Origin of the sequence: Sphingomonas faeni, assembly GCF_023195535.1 — a bacterium.
In the GTDB taxonomy this organism is placed as follows: Bacteria; Pseudomonadota; Alphaproteobacteria; order Sphingomonadales; family Sphingomonadaceae; genus Sphingomonas; species Sphingomonas faeni_B.
The window spans coordinates 243557-259643 of the sequence record NZ_JALPNF010000005.1; the positions used below are offsets into that span (position 1 = coordinate 243557).

Annotated in this window: 9 protein-coding genes; 6 read left to right on the forward strand and 3 right to left on the reverse strand. The window is 65.6% G+C overall.

Annotated elements, in window-relative coordinates; all coding sequences use genetic code 11:
* Window positions 1-7: 7 nt before the first annotated feature.
* The 3 genes from SPHN_RS12135 to SPHN_RS12145 are packed head-to-tail and all read right to left on the reverse strand — an operon-like array spanning window position 8 to window position 4726.
* On the reverse strand, window positions 8-1609 hold the full coding sequence (locus SPHN_RS12135; protein WP_248523649.1) for a TolC family outer membrane protein: 1602 nt from the start codon (window positions 1607-1609) through the stop codon (window positions 8-10).
* A complete protein-coding gene (locus tag SPHN_RS12140) occupies window positions 1599-2972 on the reverse strand; it encodes an HlyD family type I secretion periplasmic adaptor subunit (RefSeq protein WP_248523651.1) in 1374 nt (457 codons plus the stop codon). Before SPHN_RS12140 ends, SPHN_RS12135 begins: the two co-directional genes overlap by 11 nt.
* Window positions 2969-4726, reverse strand: a complete 1758-nt coding sequence (locus tag SPHN_RS12145) for a type I secretion system permease/ATPase (RefSeq protein WP_248523653.1) — start codon at window positions 4724-4726, stop codon at window positions 2969-2971. The genes SPHN_RS12140 and SPHN_RS12145 overlap by 4 nt, the downstream gene beginning before the upstream one ends.
* 540 nt (window positions 4727-5266) lie before the next feature.
* On the opposite strand from SPHN_RS12145, the gene SPHN_RS12150 reads away from it, so the two are divergent.
* The 6 genes from SPHN_RS12150 to SPHN_RS12175 all read left to right on the forward strand — a co-directional run bounded on the left by SPHN_RS12150 (window position 5267) and on the right by SPHN_RS12175 (window position 16036).
* Window positions 5267-6250 (forward strand): LacI family DNA-binding transcriptional regulator, encoded by a 984-nt coding sequence (locus SPHN_RS12150; RefSeq protein WP_248523655.1) that lies wholly within the window; start codon window positions 5267-5269, stop codon window positions 6248-6250.
* 98 nt (window positions 6251-6348) lie between these two features.
* On the forward strand, window positions 6349-8850 hold the full coding sequence (locus tag SPHN_RS12155) for a TonB-dependent receptor domain-containing protein (RefSeq protein WP_248523657.1): 2502 nt from the start codon (window positions 6349-6351) through the stop codon (window positions 8848-8850).
* Between the two features lie 14 nt (window positions 8851-8864).
* Window positions 8865-10679, forward strand: coding sequence for an alpha-amylase family glycosyl hydrolase (locus SPHN_RS12160; RefSeq protein ID WP_248523659.1), 1815 nt, complete (start codon window positions 8865-8867; stop codon window positions 10677-10679).
* 184 nt (window positions 10680-10863) lie between these two features.
* Window positions 10864-12195 (forward strand): MFS transporter, encoded by a 1332-nt coding sequence (locus SPHN_RS12165; protein WP_248523661.1) that lies wholly within the window; start codon window positions 10864-10866, stop codon window positions 12193-12195.
* A 442-nt stretch (window positions 12196-12637) separates the two neighbouring features.
* Window positions 12638-13735 carry a LuxR C-terminal-related transcriptional regulator gene (locus tag SPHN_RS12170; RefSeq protein WP_248523663.1) on the forward strand — a complete coding sequence of 366 codons (1098 nt, stop codon included), beginning with the start codon at window positions 12638-12640 and terminating at the stop codon, window positions 13733-13735.
* 159 nt (window positions 13736-13894) lie between these two features.
* On the forward strand, window positions 13895-16036 hold the full coding sequence (locus SPHN_RS12175; RefSeq protein ID WP_248523665.1) for a TonB-dependent receptor: 2142 nt from the start codon (window positions 13895-13897) through the stop codon (window positions 16034-16036).
* Window positions 16037-16087 lie beyond the last annotated feature (51 nt).

Sequence of the window (16087 nt, forward strand, 5' to 3'; positions counted from 1 at the left end):
CGCCAGCTCAGGTCCCGCCGGTCACCACCATATCGGTCAGGTCGCTCGCCGCTGGTCCGGCCAGCACCGGCGGGCTTTCGATCGGCAAGGCCGTGCCGACCGGTCCGGGCAACGCCTGTAACAGCGCCGGCCTGATCCTGGCGTCGGTCGCGGGCGCAAGCTGCGGTGCAGGTCGGGCCGCGGCACTCGGAACCTGCGCGCGGTCGATCGGTGCGAGGACCGGATCGAACGGCCCGAACGTCCTTGCCCGCACGCGCTGCGTGTTCTGCGCAGGATCATAGCTCGGCACAGCGTGGTCGATCGCTGCCGCTTCAAGGCGTCCAAGCGTCGCGAGCAGGCGCGCTTCCGCCGCATAGGCGCCGTATGTCGCGTTGACGAAGACGAGTTGCGCGGTCAGCAGCCGCTGCTCCGAATCCAGCACCTCGAAATTGGAGCGAAACCCCTCGGCGAAGCCACGCTGGACGCCGGTTAGCGCCGACTCCGCCGCCTCGGTCGCGAGGCGACCCGCCGCCATCTGCTCGCCGCCGGCGACCGCCTGGTTCCAGGCGTTCTGTGCGTTGGCAAGTGCGGCACGCCGCGCCGTCTCGACCTCGAACCCGAGCTGCTGGCGTTCGGCGACTGCGGCGCGGACGCGCGATCCGATCACGCCGCCGGTCAGCAGCGGCATCGTCAGCGTGACCCCGCCGGTCGCCTGCGCCCCGGCATCGCGCAGGCGATAAGAATACGGACTCGCATAGCCATAGCTGCCCGACAGCGCGACGATCGGCGCGCGCTCGGCGCGTTGTGCAGCGATCCTCGCGTCGCCCGCCTTGGTCGCCAGGATCGCCTGCCACAGGCTCGGGCTCTCCTTCTCGACCACCGCGAATGCCGCATCGAGCGAGTGCGGCAGGCCGGGCAGCGTCGGCGGCACGAGCAACGTGCCCGGATTACGCCCGACCACGGCCGCGAACCGCCCCCGGCTCGCCTGAAGGTTAACGGTCGCCTGCGCCAGTTGCGCGCGGATGATCTCGCGTTGGGCCTGTGCCTGCGCGATGTCGGTACGGGTCAGGTCGCCACCGCGTTCACGCGCGATCGCCTGCGTGACCTGCCGTCCGTAGGAGTCGAGCGAGCGCTGCTGGATCGCCACCAGTGCCTGGTCGCGCCGCACCGACACGAACGCATCGACGACTTCGAGCAGGATCGCGTTTTCCGCTTCGCGCAGCCGTTCGCGTCCCGCCAGCACGGTCGCCTCCGCTGCGGACACCTGCGCCGCAGTGCGCCCGCCGTTGAGCAGGATCTGCGAGGCGGTCAGCGATGCGCCGACCGTGCGGCCCCGCGCCGTATCGAAATCGCCGAGCACACCGCGCTGGTCCTGCGACTGGTATTGCAGCGTCATGGTGACGCCCGCGGTCAGTCTATACGCCGCCCCCGCCTGGACGATCTGCTCGTCCAGCGCGCGAAGCTGCGCGCGTTGCCCCTCCAGCGACGGATTGCTGCGGTAGGCGTCGGCAATCGCCTGACCCAGCGTTTCGGGCGCCGCGGACTGCGCTTCCGGGGCCGTCTGCGCAACCGCTGCGGCGGTCGGCGACAGCACCACCGCAGCAGCGAGGCGAAGAATATCAGCGTTCATGAAGAGACCGTGAAAAAGCCTCGGTCAACGGATCGAGGAGATAATCGAGGGCGGTACGCGAGCGCAGCTTGACGAGGACGGTGACCGGCACGCCCGCGCGGATTCCGGTATCGCGGCCGCGCACCGCCTCGATCTTGGCGATCTGGTCGCGCGGCACGGTGATCTCGGCGCTGAAATAGCTGTGGCCGGTCTGCTCGTCACGGAGCGAATCCGCGGACACTGTCCGGACCGTACCGAGCAGGATCGGCAGGTCGCGTTCGTGCAGCGACAGGAACTTCACCTCGGCTTCGCGACCAGCGAACACGCCGTCGATGTCGCCTGGCGAGAAGTTCGCGCGGACCACCAAAGGCGCGGCGTCGGGGACGATGTCGAGGATCGCCTGACCCGGCTGAATCACGCCCCCCACGGAGAAGACGCGCAGGCCAACCACACGGCCCGTCACCGGCGCACGGATGATCGTGCGCGCCAGCTGTTCGCGCGCGGCGGCGAATTTGGGTATCACCTCGTTCAACTGGAACTGCGTGTCGCGGAGCAGCGTCGCGCTGTCCTCGACATATTTGCGGCGAGTCTGGACACCCTCCGCCTGCGTCTGGCCGATCTGCTCGCGTGCCGCCGCCGAGCGCGAGACATAGTCCGCATCGGTCCCCTCGAGCTGCTGGATCGAGCGCTCGATCGCCCGCACGGTATTGCGCGAGACATAGCCCTGGTCGGCAAGTGCACGTGTGCTCTCGAGCTGTTGGCGGAGCGATGCGCGCTGGCGGGCGGTTGCCTGAGCCTGTGCGTTGAAGCCGGCCGTCTGTTGCGCGACGGTCGCCGCCTGCTGGCGGAACACCGCACCGTTGGCGGCGAGCGCTGCCGAACGCGCCGTGCGTTGTGCGATCTGGAGCGACTTCGCCCGCTCGATGAGGCGCAGATCATCTCCCTGCGCGGACGCAAACTCGGCGGGCCAGACGATCGCGCCGCCGCGGACGTCCGCTTCGAGCCGCGCGCGTTGCGCCTGGAGGTCGATGACACTGGCGGCGAGCGCGCGCTCGCTCGCGGTGACTTCCGCGCCTTCGAGCCGAAACAGGATTTCCCCGGCGCGGACGTGCTGGCCGTCGCGGACCGCCATCGCCGCGACGATCCCGCCCTCACGGTGCTGGACGGTCTGGCGATTGCCGGCGACGACCACCTGCCCCTCACCCGCTGCCGCTGCATCGAGCCGCGCGAACGCCGCCCAGCCGAGCCCGACCACGAAGAACAGGATCGCGACCAGTCCACCGATGAGAATTGCATGACGCGGAGAATCATCGAGGCGCAGGCGATCGGCAAGGCTTGCGCCGCCCGCGGCGGGTACCGGGCTGGCCAGTTCGGCGGGAATCATCGTGCGCCTCCGGTCGCAGCCGCGGGCGCGACGTTGGCAGGACGCACCACCTTCGCCCGTTCGTCGAACAGCTGGACCGTGCCACCACGCAGCACCATGATCTTGTCGACCACCTGAAGCAGCCCGGTCCGATGCGTCGACACGATCACGGTCGCCCCGCGCGCGCGCAGTGCTGCCAGCGTCGTCACCAGCCGCGCTTCGCCATCGCTGTCGAGATGCGCATTGGGCTCGTCGAGGAACAGGATCGTCGGCGTGCCGAACAACGCGCGCGCCAACGCGACCGACTGGTTCTGCCCGGCCGACAGCCCCGATCCGTCCGCCATGCCGAGCATCGTCGCATAGCCCTGCGGCAGGCCGAGGATCACCTCATGTGCGCCCGCCACCTGCGCCGCCTCTACCACCGCCGCGTCAAGCTGTTCGCTCTCGCCCGCCAATACCGACTGGAACCGCGAGATGTTGGTGTGGACCGAAGTCGGGAACAGCGACGGCGATTGCGGCATATAGCCGACGTGGCGGCCAAGTTGCTCGCGGTTCCAGTCCGACAGGTTCGCACCGTCGATCCGGACCTCGCCCGTATCCGGCGACAGCGCCCCCGACAGCACGCGCAGCAAGGTCGACTTGCCCGCACCGCTCGGACCGACCAGCGCGACGATCTCGCCCGGCGCGACCGCGAAACTGATGTCCGTCAGCAGCGCACGGTCGCTGCCTTCCGCGCGCACGGTAACGCCGCGGACGTCGATCCGACCGATCGGCGCGGGGAGCGTCGTCGCATCGATCGACGGCCCCGGCATCGCACAGAACGCATCGAGATCGCGGTACGCGTTGCGCGCAGCGGCGAGCGGCTTCATCGCGCCGAGGATCTGTTCGACAGGCTGCAGCGCACGCCCGAGCAACAGCGAGGCAGCGAAGATCGCACCGCCCGAAATATCCTGCCGGATCGCCAGCAGAGCCCCGAGCGCCAGCGCGAGCGATTGGAGCAAAAGGCGCAGGAACTTGGTGACCGCGAGAAACTGCCCCGATGTACCGGCAAGTGCGGACTGGCGGCGGACGAGTTCGGCGCGCTCCAGCAGGTGCCGGGTGATCAGCGCATTGCGCATCCCCATGACGCGGGCGACTTCCGATCCGTGAATCGACACGTCCTGTTCGCGCGCCGCCAGCACGGCGCGCGCGTGCGTGTCGCGGGCAGCACCGGCGGTCACTTTGTCGCTGAGGATCGCGATCCCGCCGAGCAGCAGCGCGCTGAGCAGCGCCAGCACGCCGATCCAAGGGTGAAGCAGAAACGCGATGCCGATATAGATCGGTGCCCAGGGCGCATCGAACAGCGCGATGATCGTGGGCCCGGTCAGCGTACCCCGCACCGTATCGAAATCGCGCATAGCCTGGCTGCGCTGCCCGATCGTCGCGCCGTCAGTGCCGAGAATCCGCAGCAATATGCCGGGCGCCGCCCGACGCTCGAGCCGCATGCTCGCGCGTAACAGCAACCGCATTCGGACCGCATCGAGGATCGCGAACACGACCAGCGCGAGCACCAGGATCAACGTCAGCAGCAACAGCGTCGCGCCACCGCGCGTCGGCACGACGCGGTCATAGACCTGCAGCATGAAAATCGACGGCACGAGGTAAAGGATGTTGACCAGCCCCGAGAACAGCGCCGCGAACAGCAGGTGGCGGCGACAACCCCGCACGGCGCCAGCCAAGGCATTCTGGCGGTGATCGGACCGTGCCGTCGTGGGCGCTGAAGAGAACGTCGGCATGACGTCTGCTTAGCGGCGAAAGTTTAAACGAAGGGTTTCTCCGGCACTTGCGACCGTCAGCACGTTCGCCAGCAGCACGGCGCCTTCGACGTCATCCGTCCATCCGACGTCATCGGTCCATCCGACATTACACCGCGGATCAAAGAAACGGTCGTCGTTTGCCGGCCGGTTGTTGCCCGCCTCCCAAATTCAGGCGCTCATTCATCTCTGCCACGATTGAGAGATACGCGAACCTTGTGGTATCTCGACGGATAGCGAAAGTTTTCGCCTTGGCGCGGTCGACAAACGTCGCTTGCGGCCACTTTGCAGCCCAACGCTCGCCGGACGGCAAATTTCTCTTCGACTTCACGATCCGGCGCGACCGATCGACAGCGCGCAACGCTCGGTACACCGATTACTCTGCAATCTTCTACGGCCCGCCAGCCTTCAGTGACAAATCGACCGTCAGGCACGACGCGCGCCATGTCTCTCGCAATTGCGGCATTCGGGCGCTGACCGTACGAGGTGCCCATCAACTGTATCGACGTGGATTCCCAAACAATGAAACTCGCCGACCTAGCCGCTCTTGCGGGTGTTTCGACTGCGACGGTTTCGCGCGCCTTGGCTGGGCATCCTTCCGTCAATACAGGGACCCGCGAGCGCATCCGAGCGCTGGCGCGCGAGCATGACGTGCGGCCCAACCAGCTCGCGCGCAACCTGCGGCTGAAGAGCACCGGCGCGATCGGCTTGGTCCTGCCGCTCGGCCACGCGAAGACGCAGCACCTGACCGACCCGTTCTTCCTGTCGCTGCTCGGGTTCCTCGCCGATCTGCTGGTCGAGCGCGGCTATGACATCCTGTTGTCGCGGGTCATTCCCGATGCCGACGACTGGCTGGAGCGCGTGGTCGACAGTGGGCGGATCGACGGGCTGTTGCTGGTCGGGCAGTCGGACCAGTTCGGCGTGATCGAGCGGGTCGCGCAACGCTATCGTCCGCTGGTCGTGTGGGGCGCGCATCGCCCCGGCCAGCATCATCTGACGATCGGATCGGACAATGTCGCGGGGGGGCGGATGGCGGCGGAGCATTTGATCGCGCAGGGCCGTCAGCGGCTCCTGTTCGTCGGCGACCCTGCCCCGCCCGAATTCGCGGACCGGCTGGCCGGGTTCGCGGCGGCGGCGCACGATGCAGGCGTGCCGCATGACGTGCTGGCGACGCCGATGATGCCCGAAGCGGTTAATGCCGCGGTGGCGGAGCATCTCGCGCGTGGTGCCGTTCCCGATGCGATCTTCGCCGCATCGGACGTTGCCGCGATGAGCGTGCTGCGCGCGCTGGCCGAGGCCGGGATCGACATTCCCGGCACGACTGCGGTGGTCGGCTATGACGACGTGACGCTTGCCGCGCATACCTCGCCCTCGCTGACGACGATCCGCCAGGACCTGGCGATCGGTGCCGAACTGATGGTCGACCGCCTGCTGAAGCGGATCGCCGGGGAGCCGGCCGAGTCCGCGATCGTGCCACCTGTGTTGATTCCGCGACAGTCCGGATGAATCCTGCAATCGATTGTGAAAACTTGTTGCAATCGATTGCAGGAATCGTAGGAGGCGATTCTCGGCTTCACAGAAAGCCGGCCCGCAGGGAGGATCGCATGAAAGTACGTCACGTTTTGCTGGCTGGCATCGCCGCCGCTTCGTTCACAACCATGGCTTCGGCGCAGACCGCCGATCCGCAGGTCGATCCGGCTGCCGCCCCTGCCGGCGCTCCGGCTGACGCACCGCAGGACGACATCGTCGTGACCGCGGTCGCGCGCGGCACCAACCGGCTGAACACCTCGATTACCACCAGCTCGATCAATTCGGATGCGCTGGTCCAGCTCGCACCGCGCACCTCGGGCGAGCTGCTCCGCAACCTGCCCGGCATCCGCGTCGAGGCCTCGGGCGGCGACGGCAACGCGAACATCTCGGTCCGCGGCCTACCGGTCGCATCGGGCGGCTCGAAGTTCCTCCAGTTGCAGGAAGATGGCCTGCCGATCCTCGAGTTCGGCGACATCACCTTCGGCAACGCGGACAATTTCCTGCGCGCCGATTTCAACGTGCGGACGATCGAGTCGGTGCGCGGCGGCTCGGCCTCGACCTTCGCGTCGAACTCGCCCGGCGGCGTCATCAACTTCATCTCGAAGACCGGCGAGCAGGAAGGCGGCGCGTTCCAGCTGACCAGCGGGCTCGACTACCGCGAATTCCGCGTCGATTTCGACCAGGGCGGCAAGCTGTCCGACACCCTCACCTATCATTTCGGCGGCTTCTACCGGATCGGCGACGGCCAGCGGCAGGTCGGCTATGACGGCGTCAAGGGCGGCCAGTTCAAGGCGAACATCACCAAGTCGTTCGGCAATGGCGGCTATGTCCGGCTGTACGGCAAGTATCTCGACGACCGCGCGATCGGCTATCTCCCGAACCCGGTGCAGGTGAGCGGCACGAACAGCGACCCGACCTACAGCAACCTCCCCAATTTCTCGATCAACAACGGCACGCTGCACAGCGGCAACATCCGCACCGTGCAGACGCTCGACGGCGACAACAAGCTCGTCACGCGCTCGATCCGCGACGGCCAGCATCCCGTCGTCTATTCGGCAGGCCTCGAGACGCAGATCCCGGTCGCCGACGGCTGGAACATCGTCGAGCGGTTCCGCTATTCGGATATCTCGGGCGGCTTCACCTCGCCCTTCCCGTCCGCCGTGGATTCCGCGCAGACGATCGCCAACGGCCTCGGTGGTGCCGGCGCACAGCTGTTCTACGCCAGCGGATCGCAAAACGGCCAGCGGATCACCAACCCGGCGTCGCTCAACGGCAACGGCCTGCTCGCGAACGTCGTGCTGTTCGACGTCGACCTGAAGAGCCTCAACAACATCACCAACGACATCCGCCTCAACGGGTCCGTCCCACTCGGTTCGGGGACGCTGGCGATCACCGGCGGCTTCTATGCCTCGCGCCAGGACATCAAGAGCGACTGGCTGTGGAACTCGTTCGTCCAGACCGTCGCCGATGACGGCCGTTCGGAACTGGTCGACATCCGCACCGCGGCGGGCGTTCCGGTCACGCAGAACGGCGTCCCCGGCTATTCGGCGAGCGGCTTCGGCAATTGCTGCCGCCGGTCGTACGATCTCGACTACACGACCTATGCCCCGTTCGCGCAGCTCGGTCTGGAGATCGGCCGGTTCAACATCGACGGCTCGCTGCGCTATGATTTCGGTCGGGCCCGCGGCAGCGTCGCCGGCGCCGATCTGGGCGCAGGCTTCGGCAGCGGCATCACGACCTTCGACATCAACGGCGACGGCGTGATCTCGGCCGCCGAGCGCCAGGTCGCGGTGATCCCCAACGTCCGGTCGCCGCTCAACTATAATTACGATTACCTGTCCTATTCGGGCGGCGCGAACTATCGCCTGACCGACAGCACCGCGGTGTTCGCCCGCTATAGCCGCGGCGGACGCGCCAATGCCGATCGTCTGTTGTTCGGCCCGTCGATCAACACGACGACGGGCGGGCTGACCGACGAAGGCGCCGCGGTCGATTTCGTCCGCCAGCTCGAAGGCGGTTTCAAGTTCCGCCAGAACGGCATTTCGCTCTACGCCACCGGCTTCTGGGCACAAACCGAGGAGCAGAATTTCGAGGCGACGACGCAGCGCTTCTTCAACCGCGAATATGAAGCCAAGGGCGTCGAGCTCGAGGGCCGGATCGCACGCGGACCGTTCTCGCTGTCGGCGGGCGGGACGTACACCGATGCGGAGATCACCAAGGACGTGCTCAACCCCGCGGTCGAAGGCAATCGCCCACGTCGCCAGGCCAAGTTCATCTTCCAGGCGACCCCGCAGGTCGATGTCGGCCGGCTTACCGTCGGCGCGAACGTGATCGGCACCACCGACAGCTTCGCGCAGGACAACAACGTGCTGAAGATGCCCGGTTATACGCAGGTCAACGCGTTCGTCTCGGTACGCCCGGCGGAGAACGTCACGCTGTCGGTCAACGGCAACAACCTGTTCGACGTGAAGGGCATCACCGAGGCCGAGGAAGGCGCGATCCCGACCAACGGCATCGTCCGTGCGCGCTCGATCACCGGCCGGACGATCTCCGCCGCGGTCCGCGTCGGCTTCTGATCGGGCGGGTGAGCGTGACCAAATCTTCGACTGGGACCTCCACCGAGCACCGTCTGGAAGCGCTCGCCCCCCTACTCAAACGCCAGCTCGAACGGCTGTACGGCAGCGATCGGCTGGCGGCGCTCTGGCCGCGGATGGAGACGATCCTCCGCGACCGGGCGAGCGAACGGCCGGACGCGATGGCCGCGCTGGACGAAGCGCGGCTGGCCGACCCCGACTGGTTCGTCGCGCCCGACATGCTGGGCTATTCGACCTATGTCGACCGGTTCGCCGGCACGGTCGGCGGGCTGATCGACCGGGTCGACCATCTCGAATCGCTCGGGGTCCGCTATCTTCATTTGCTCGCGCTGCTGAAGGCGCGCGAGGGCGACAGCGACGGCGGTTTCGCGGTCGCGGATTATCTCGCGATCGAGCCGCGGCTGGGGACGATGGGCGATGTCGAGCGGCTTGCCGCGCGGCTGCGCGAGGGGCGGATCAGCCTGTGCGTCGATCTTGCGCTCAACCATACGGCGGATGATCACGCCTGGGCTAAGGCGGCGCTCGCCGGCGATCCGCATTATCGCGCTTTCTATCACGTGCTGAGCGAGGACGAGGCTCAGGCGTACGAGACCGCATTACCCGAGGTGTTCCCGACCACGGCGCCGGGCAACTTCACCAACGTGCCGGCAATGGGCGGGCAGGTCTGGACGACCTTCTACCCGTTCCAATGGGATCTGAACTGGTCCAATCCCGAGGTCATACTGGCGATCGTCGATACGATGCTGCGGCTGGCGAACCACGGTTTCGAAGCGTTCCGGCTCGATTCGATCGCGTTCCTGTGGAAGCAGCTCGGCACCGATTGCCGCAACCGTCCGGAGGCGCATTTCATCGTCCGCGCGCTCAGGGCTGCACTCGACATCGTCGCGCCGACGACGTTGCTGAAGGCGGAGGCGATCGTCCCGACCGCGCTGGTGCCGCCGTATTTCGGGGCCGACGAGGGCAGCGACTGGGATGGCGGGTTCGAGCCCGAATGCCATCTGGTCTACAATAATTCGCTGATGGTGGCGGGCTGGGTCGCGTTGGCCGAGCAGTCCACCACCCTGCCCCACGCGATCGTCGAGGCGAGCGGCGGCCTGCCGCGCGGCGCCAACTGGCTGAGCTATGCGCGGTGTCACGACGATATCGGCTGGGGCGCGGTGATCGGCGATCTTGCCGGCATCGATCCGGACCCGGTCGCGCGGTTGAAGGTGGCGGCGCGGTTCCTCGAAGGCGGCGACGGCAGCTGGGCGCGGGGTGCGCCGTTCCAGTCCGACGGGTCGGTGCTGCATGGCTCGAACGGGACGATGGCGTCGCTGGCTGGGCTCGAAGCGGCGGCGGACGACGATGCGCGTGAGATGGCGTTTCGGCGGATCGCGCTGCTCAATGCGCTGTCGATCGCGAGTGGCGGGCTGGCGACGACCTATATGGGCGACGAGGCTGGGCTGCTGAACGATACGAGTTATCTGAGCGATCCGGAGCGCGCGCATGAAGGGCGCTGGCTGCATAGGCCGGACATGGATTGGACGGCGCTCGATGGCTCGGCCGCGCGGCGGATCGGTGGCGATCTGGAAGCGCTGCGGGCGGCGCGGATCGCGAGTGGCGGTGCGGGGTCGCCGAGCGCGATCGCTTCGGGCTCTCCTGCCCTGCTCGCAATCGGCTGTGGCAGCGACCGCGTGTACCTGAACTTCTCCGACGCTGCATTGCAAGTCGATGGCTTGGCGGGCTGGCAGGATCGCCTGTCGGGACAGCTTTGCGGTCCCACGCTGACGGTAAGACCCTGGGGCGTCGTCTGGGCAGGTCGCCTAGCATGAGCGTGCAATTTCGCAATCCTCCCCCGCAAGGGGGAGGTGGCAGGCATAGCCTGACGGAGGGGGAGGTAAGGAGGAACCGCTGTTTCGTGTCCTCCCCCTCCGTCTGGCAGGTGCCAGCCACCTCCCCCTGGCGGGGGAGGATCGATCGGTTCGCGCCGGACCAGCTCGTACAAGGGGCATTTTGATGAACCTCGGCCGCATGACCAAGCCCCGCCTATCGCTGATGCGCCTCATCGAGATGAACCTCGGGTTCCTCGGGCTGCAATTCTCGTTCGGGCTGCAACAGGCCAACATGGCGCCGATCTATGGCTATCTCGGCGCGGACGAGGCGAGCCTGCCGCTGCTGTGGCTCGCCGGGCCGATGACCGGGCTGCTGATCCAGCCGCTGATCGGTGCGATGAGCGATCGGACCTCGACCCGGATCGGCCGCCGCACCCCCTATTTCCTGATCGGCGCGGTGCTGTGCAGCCTGTGCCTGCTGGCGATGCCGTACAGCCCGACACTGTGGGTTGCCGCCAGCCTGTTGTGGGTGCTCGATGCGGCCAACAACGTGACGATGGAGCCGTACCGCGCCTATGTCGGCGACCGCCTGCCCGACGATCAGCGCGCCGCCGGCTTCCTGACGCAGTCCGCCTTCACCGGCCTTGCGCAGACGCTCTCGTACCTGGCGCCGTCGTTGCTGGTGTGGATCGGCTTCAACAAGGACGCCGTGGACGGCAACGGGATCCCAGACATTACGCGGATCGCGTTCCTGATCGGTGCGGTGCTGTCGCTCGCGACGATCGTCTGGTCGGTCGTCCGCGTCCCCGAACTGCCGCTGCTCGCCAAAGAGCAGGCGCGGCTGGCGAAGGAGCCGCTGACGCTCGGTGGCACGCTGCGCGACCTCAAGACCGCGCTGGTCGAGATGCCGCGGCCGATGCGGCAGCTGGCGCTGGCGATGCTGTGCCAATGGTATGCGATGTTCGCCTATTGGCAGTTCATCACTTTCGCCGTCGCGCGGTCGCTGCACGGCGCGACCGATGCCAAGAGCGAAGCGTTCCGCGATACCGTGCTGACGGTCGGCCAGCTCGGCGCGTTCTACAACGCCGTCGCGTTCGTCGCGGCGATCGCACTGGTCCCGCTGGCACGCCGCTGGGGAGCCAAGAGCGCACACGCCGCGTGCCTGCTCGCGTCGGGCGTGGCGATGCTGGCCATCCCGGGCCTTCGCACCGAGGCGGCATTGTTCGTCGCGATGCTGGGCATCGGCATCGGCTGGGCGAGCATGATGGGCAATCCGTACGTCATGCTGATCGACATGATCCCGCCCGAGCGCAACGGCGTCTATATGGGCATCTTCAACATGTTCATCGTCATCCCGATGATCATCGAGAGCCTGACCGTGCCGCTGTTCTACCACTCGCTGCTGGGCGGAGAACCGCGCAACATCCTGTATCTCGGCGGTGCGTTGATGATCCTCGGCGCCGTTGCGACGACCCGGGTCACGATGAGTCATCCTCGCGCGAAACCGACAGCATAGGAAAATAGCCAGCAAGCGGCGCAGGAACCGAATAACTAGCATCGGCCGCGAAAATACTACCGGCTTTCCCGTTGTGTTATACCGGTACAATCTCCTTCAATTTGCCTTACAAGCAACCGCAGTCCGACCCACAACATACGATCATTCACTCATATCGACACGCTGAAGTATTTGTGTTGCACAACAGAAAAACAAATTCTTTCTGCATCCTATGTCAGAGCAGCAAGATTACCCATTGCTTACGCCCATTTCGAATGAGATATACACCTGACTCAATCGGATTGGCATTGAGCAAGCAACCATGACCTACATCGTAATCTGTCCAACATGTGCGGGATCTGTACGTACTTCCAGTATCAAAATGGGTCAGTCCTTTAATGACGATTTTGTCATTCATCTATCGAACAAATGAACCGTATCTTCGTCGCGACGAGGAACGACAATGACGAACGACTGCCTGGATATCTTCACACGACCCCGCCACGCCCTTACGGAAACCGTGTGGACCGCGCCTGATCGCACCACCCGCCTTCAATGCACCATCGAGTCGAACCCGGCGCCTGCCATCGTCTGCAGCGTGCGCAGCCTCCGCTATGTCATGGTCAATCGTAGTTTCCTCGCGCTCACCAGCAGCTTGGAAGACGATTGGCTGCACCGATCCGTGTACGAGCGCGACATCTTCAAAAATGTCGTGAACTGCGACCTGGTGAAAAGCGCGCTCGTCAATGCGCAAACGATACCGCAGACCCCCGCGAACCTGACGATGCCTGACAAAACAAGCCGGCGCGTGATCGTGACAGGCCAGCCCGTGACCGTCGCCGGCCAACCCTGTATGCTGTTCGCCCTTACCGATATAGACGCGTGGCAGGAGACCGAACGGCGCCACGATCAATATCGAACGAGCGTCGAAGCTGCATTCGCGAACTCGTCGGCGTGTATGATGATCGTCGATGCGGCCGATAACTCGGTGAGCATGGCAAACGAAAGCCTCTGCTCGCTGATCGGGTGTCTGTCGGACGATTTGGTTGGTCGTTCGATCGACGACATCGATATCTGGCCATCGGGGATCGCGTCCGGCTTCGTCCGCGCCAAGAGCGGACAACTCTTGGAATGCCACGTCTCACACGCCAACGTCACGCTTGCCCAGCAGACCTATACCCTATGGACGTTTCACGACGTCACCAATCGTCGGATTGACGAACGCAATCTGGCTGCCGCGATCGAAGCTACGATGTCGGAATCTAAGTGGCTCAGCCATGCGATATTGGACAATCTGACGCTTCGGTCCGAACCATCGCACGGCAGCGCTCGATCCGGACTGAACGACCTCACGGCGCGCGAGCGCGAGGTACTCACACTGATCTGTGAGGGAATGGACGACAAGACGATGGCCCGTGCGCTGAACGTCAGCGGCAACACCGTCCGCAATCACGTTGCCCGCGTCTATAGCAAGATTGGCGTAAACCGAAGGGTGGCCGCGGCCGCCTGGGGCCGTGCCCGCGGGTTTGACGGTGGGGCGGCTCGTCCTGCGCTACCGTAGGTAAGCCGCCCTCCGCTTCGGTGGCTCGACGCGTTCGAAAAGATGTTCATTACTGTGGTGCCGGCGATGATCAGGCCCTAACTGCGCAAGTCATCTGCTATTGCGAACCGATTGCAATTATGGAGATCTGCTTCTACCGCCTCCGCAAAGGGGAATAGAATGAAGATCGCATTGGGCATGATCGCCGCCAGTGTCATGGCGACAGGCATAGCGAGCGCACAGGAGATACAGGCCGGCGATGGCGCGGACGACCCCCGGCGGAAAGATATCGTAGTCACGGCTGCGCGCACGAACCTGCCGGCCAGCGCCCTGCCCCTGACCGTGGACGTGATCGACCGCGAGACACTGTCGCGTCAGGTCGCGGTCTCCGGCTCGGTCGTCGACGCGATATCGGCGCTGCTGCCGGCCTTCTCGCCCACACGTGAAAAGATCACCGGCTTCGGCGAAACGCTGCGTGGTCGCTCGCCACTCTATGCGATCAACGGCATTCCGCAGAGCACGCCGATCCGCGACGGCGCGCGCAACGGCTATACCATCGACCCCTTCTTCATCGACCGGATCGAAGTGATCTACGGCTCCAACGCGCTGCAGGGCATTGGCGCGACCGGCGGCGTCGTGAACCAGGTCACCGCGAGCGCACCGACGCAAAACGGCTGGAGCGGCCGCACGCTGCTTCAGGGTAACAGCGGCGGCGATTTCGCAGGATCATCGCTCGGCGGGAAGGTCGCCGGCCTGGTCAACATGCGCAGCGGCCGGTTCGACGCGACCGGCGGCATCGCCTTCGAGCGGCGTGGCGTCTTCGTCGATGGCCGCGGACGGCGCATCGGCCTCGACGGCAATCAGAGCGAAATTCAGGATACGGACAGCCTGGCCTTCTTTGGCCGGGTCGGCGTCGATCTGTCCGACACCGCCCGGTTCGAGGTGATCGCCAACCGCTTCAAGCTGGCAGGCAACACCCACTATGTCGCGGTCGATGGCAACCGGACGCTGGGCATCCCTGCCACCAGCCGGAAAGGGGAGACGCCCGGCCAACCCTCTACCGGCCTGGCGGAGATGGTATCGGCATCGCTGACCGACGGCAATCTGATGGGCGGGGCGTTCACGCTCCAGGGCTTCTACAACCGGACCAGCGACACGTTCGCCGGCGGTATCCTCGCGACCTTCCAGGATGCAAGGATCGCTCCGGTCGGCACGCTGTTCGACCAGTCGCGCAACGTCTCGCGCAAGCTCGGTGGCAAGATCAGCTATGAACGCGCGGTATCGGGGCTCGAGGCGCTGACGCTGACCGCCGGATTCGACGCGCTGATCGATCGCACCAAGCAGGATCTGATGCAGACCGGCCGCACCTGGGTGCCGCGGACGGATTTTCGCAGCCTCGCGCCGTTCGGCCAGGCCAACCTCAAACTGTTCGACGGCATCGTCAGGGTCGCAGGAGGGGTGCGGTACGAGACCGTGCGGCTCGATATCCCCGACTATACGACGCTTGCGAGTGCCGGTTCTCGGGCCGTTATCGGCGGCAAGCCATCCTTCAACCGCGCGCTGTGGAACGGCGGTTTCGTGCTGGAGCCGGTCAAGGGTATCCGCACCTATGGCAGCTATGCCGAGGGCTACACGATCGCCGATATTGGTCGTGTCCTGCGCGGTATCAGCCAGCCTAATGTCCGGATCGCCGACTTTCTCGATCTGACCCCCGTGATCTCGAACAACCGCGAGATCGGCGTCGAAGTGAACCAAGGGCCGCTGGACGCCAGCGCGACCTATTATTGGTCGTCGAGCGATCTGGGTCAGGTGCTCGTCCGCAGCAGCGATGGCTTCTTCAACGTTGCACGACAGCCGATCGACATCGAGGGTCTGGAACTGAACCTCGCTGTTCGCACCCCGCTGCCCGGCCTGAAGGTCGGCACCGGTTTCAGCCATCTCAACGGGCGCACCGACACCAACGCCGATGGCATTCTCGATGCCGATCTGGACGGCGCCAACATCTCGCCGGATCGCCTGAACCTCAACCTGGATTACAGCCGCGGCCGTTTCAGTGCGCGTGTCCAGGGCCGCTATTACCTGTCCCGCCGCTTCGAGGGACAGCCGATCGCCAACGACTTCGTCGGTTATCGGCTGTTCGACGCGTATGTCGCCTATGAGCTATCGGTAGGCCGCGTGATGCTGAGCGTTCAGAACGTCGGCAATACCGATTACGTTACCTACTACAGCGATACGCAGGGCCCGACTGAACCGCCCCGGGTCTGCCGGAGGCCTTGGGTTGTGAGTCACGCCGCCATATCGATGTTGTCTGCGGCAGCATAATATTGGTGTTCGGCTTCGGCAGGCGGGATGTTGCCGATAGGCTCGAGCAGC

Bases quoted from the DNA above. Each gene is read 5' to 3' on its own strand.
- SPHN_RS12135 (WP_248523649.1), bottom strand. From the start codon at position 1,609: ATGAACGCTGATATTCTTCGCCTCGCTGCTGCGGTGGTGCTGTCGCCG.
- SPHN_RS12140 (WP_248523651.1), bottom strand. From the start codon at position 2,972: ATGATTCCCGCCGAACTGGCCAGCCCGGTACCCGCCGCGGGCGGCGCA.
- SPHN_RS12145 (WP_248523653.1), bottom strand. From the start codon at position 4,726: ATGCCGACGTTCTCTTCAGCGCCCACGACGGCACGGTCCGATCACCGC.
- SPHN_RS12150 (WP_248523655.1), top strand. From the start codon at position 5,267: ATGAAACTCGCCGACCTAGCCGCTCTTGCGGGTGTTTCGACTGCGACG.
- SPHN_RS12155 (WP_248523657.1), top strand. From the start codon at position 6,349: ATGAAAGTACGTCACGTTTTGCTGGCTGGCATCGCCGCCGCTTCGTTC.
- SPHN_RS12165 (WP_248523661.1), top strand. From the start codon at position 10,864: ATGAACCTCGGCCGCATGACCAAGCCCCGCCTATCGCTGATGCGCCTC.
- SPHN_RS12170 (WP_248523663.1), top strand. From the start codon at position 12,638: ATGACGAACGACTGCCTGGATATCTTCACACGACCCCGCCACGCCCTT.
- SPHN_RS12175 (WP_248523665.1), top strand. From the start codon at position 13,895: ATGAAGATCGCATTGGGCATGATCGCCGCCAGTGTCATGGCGACAGGC.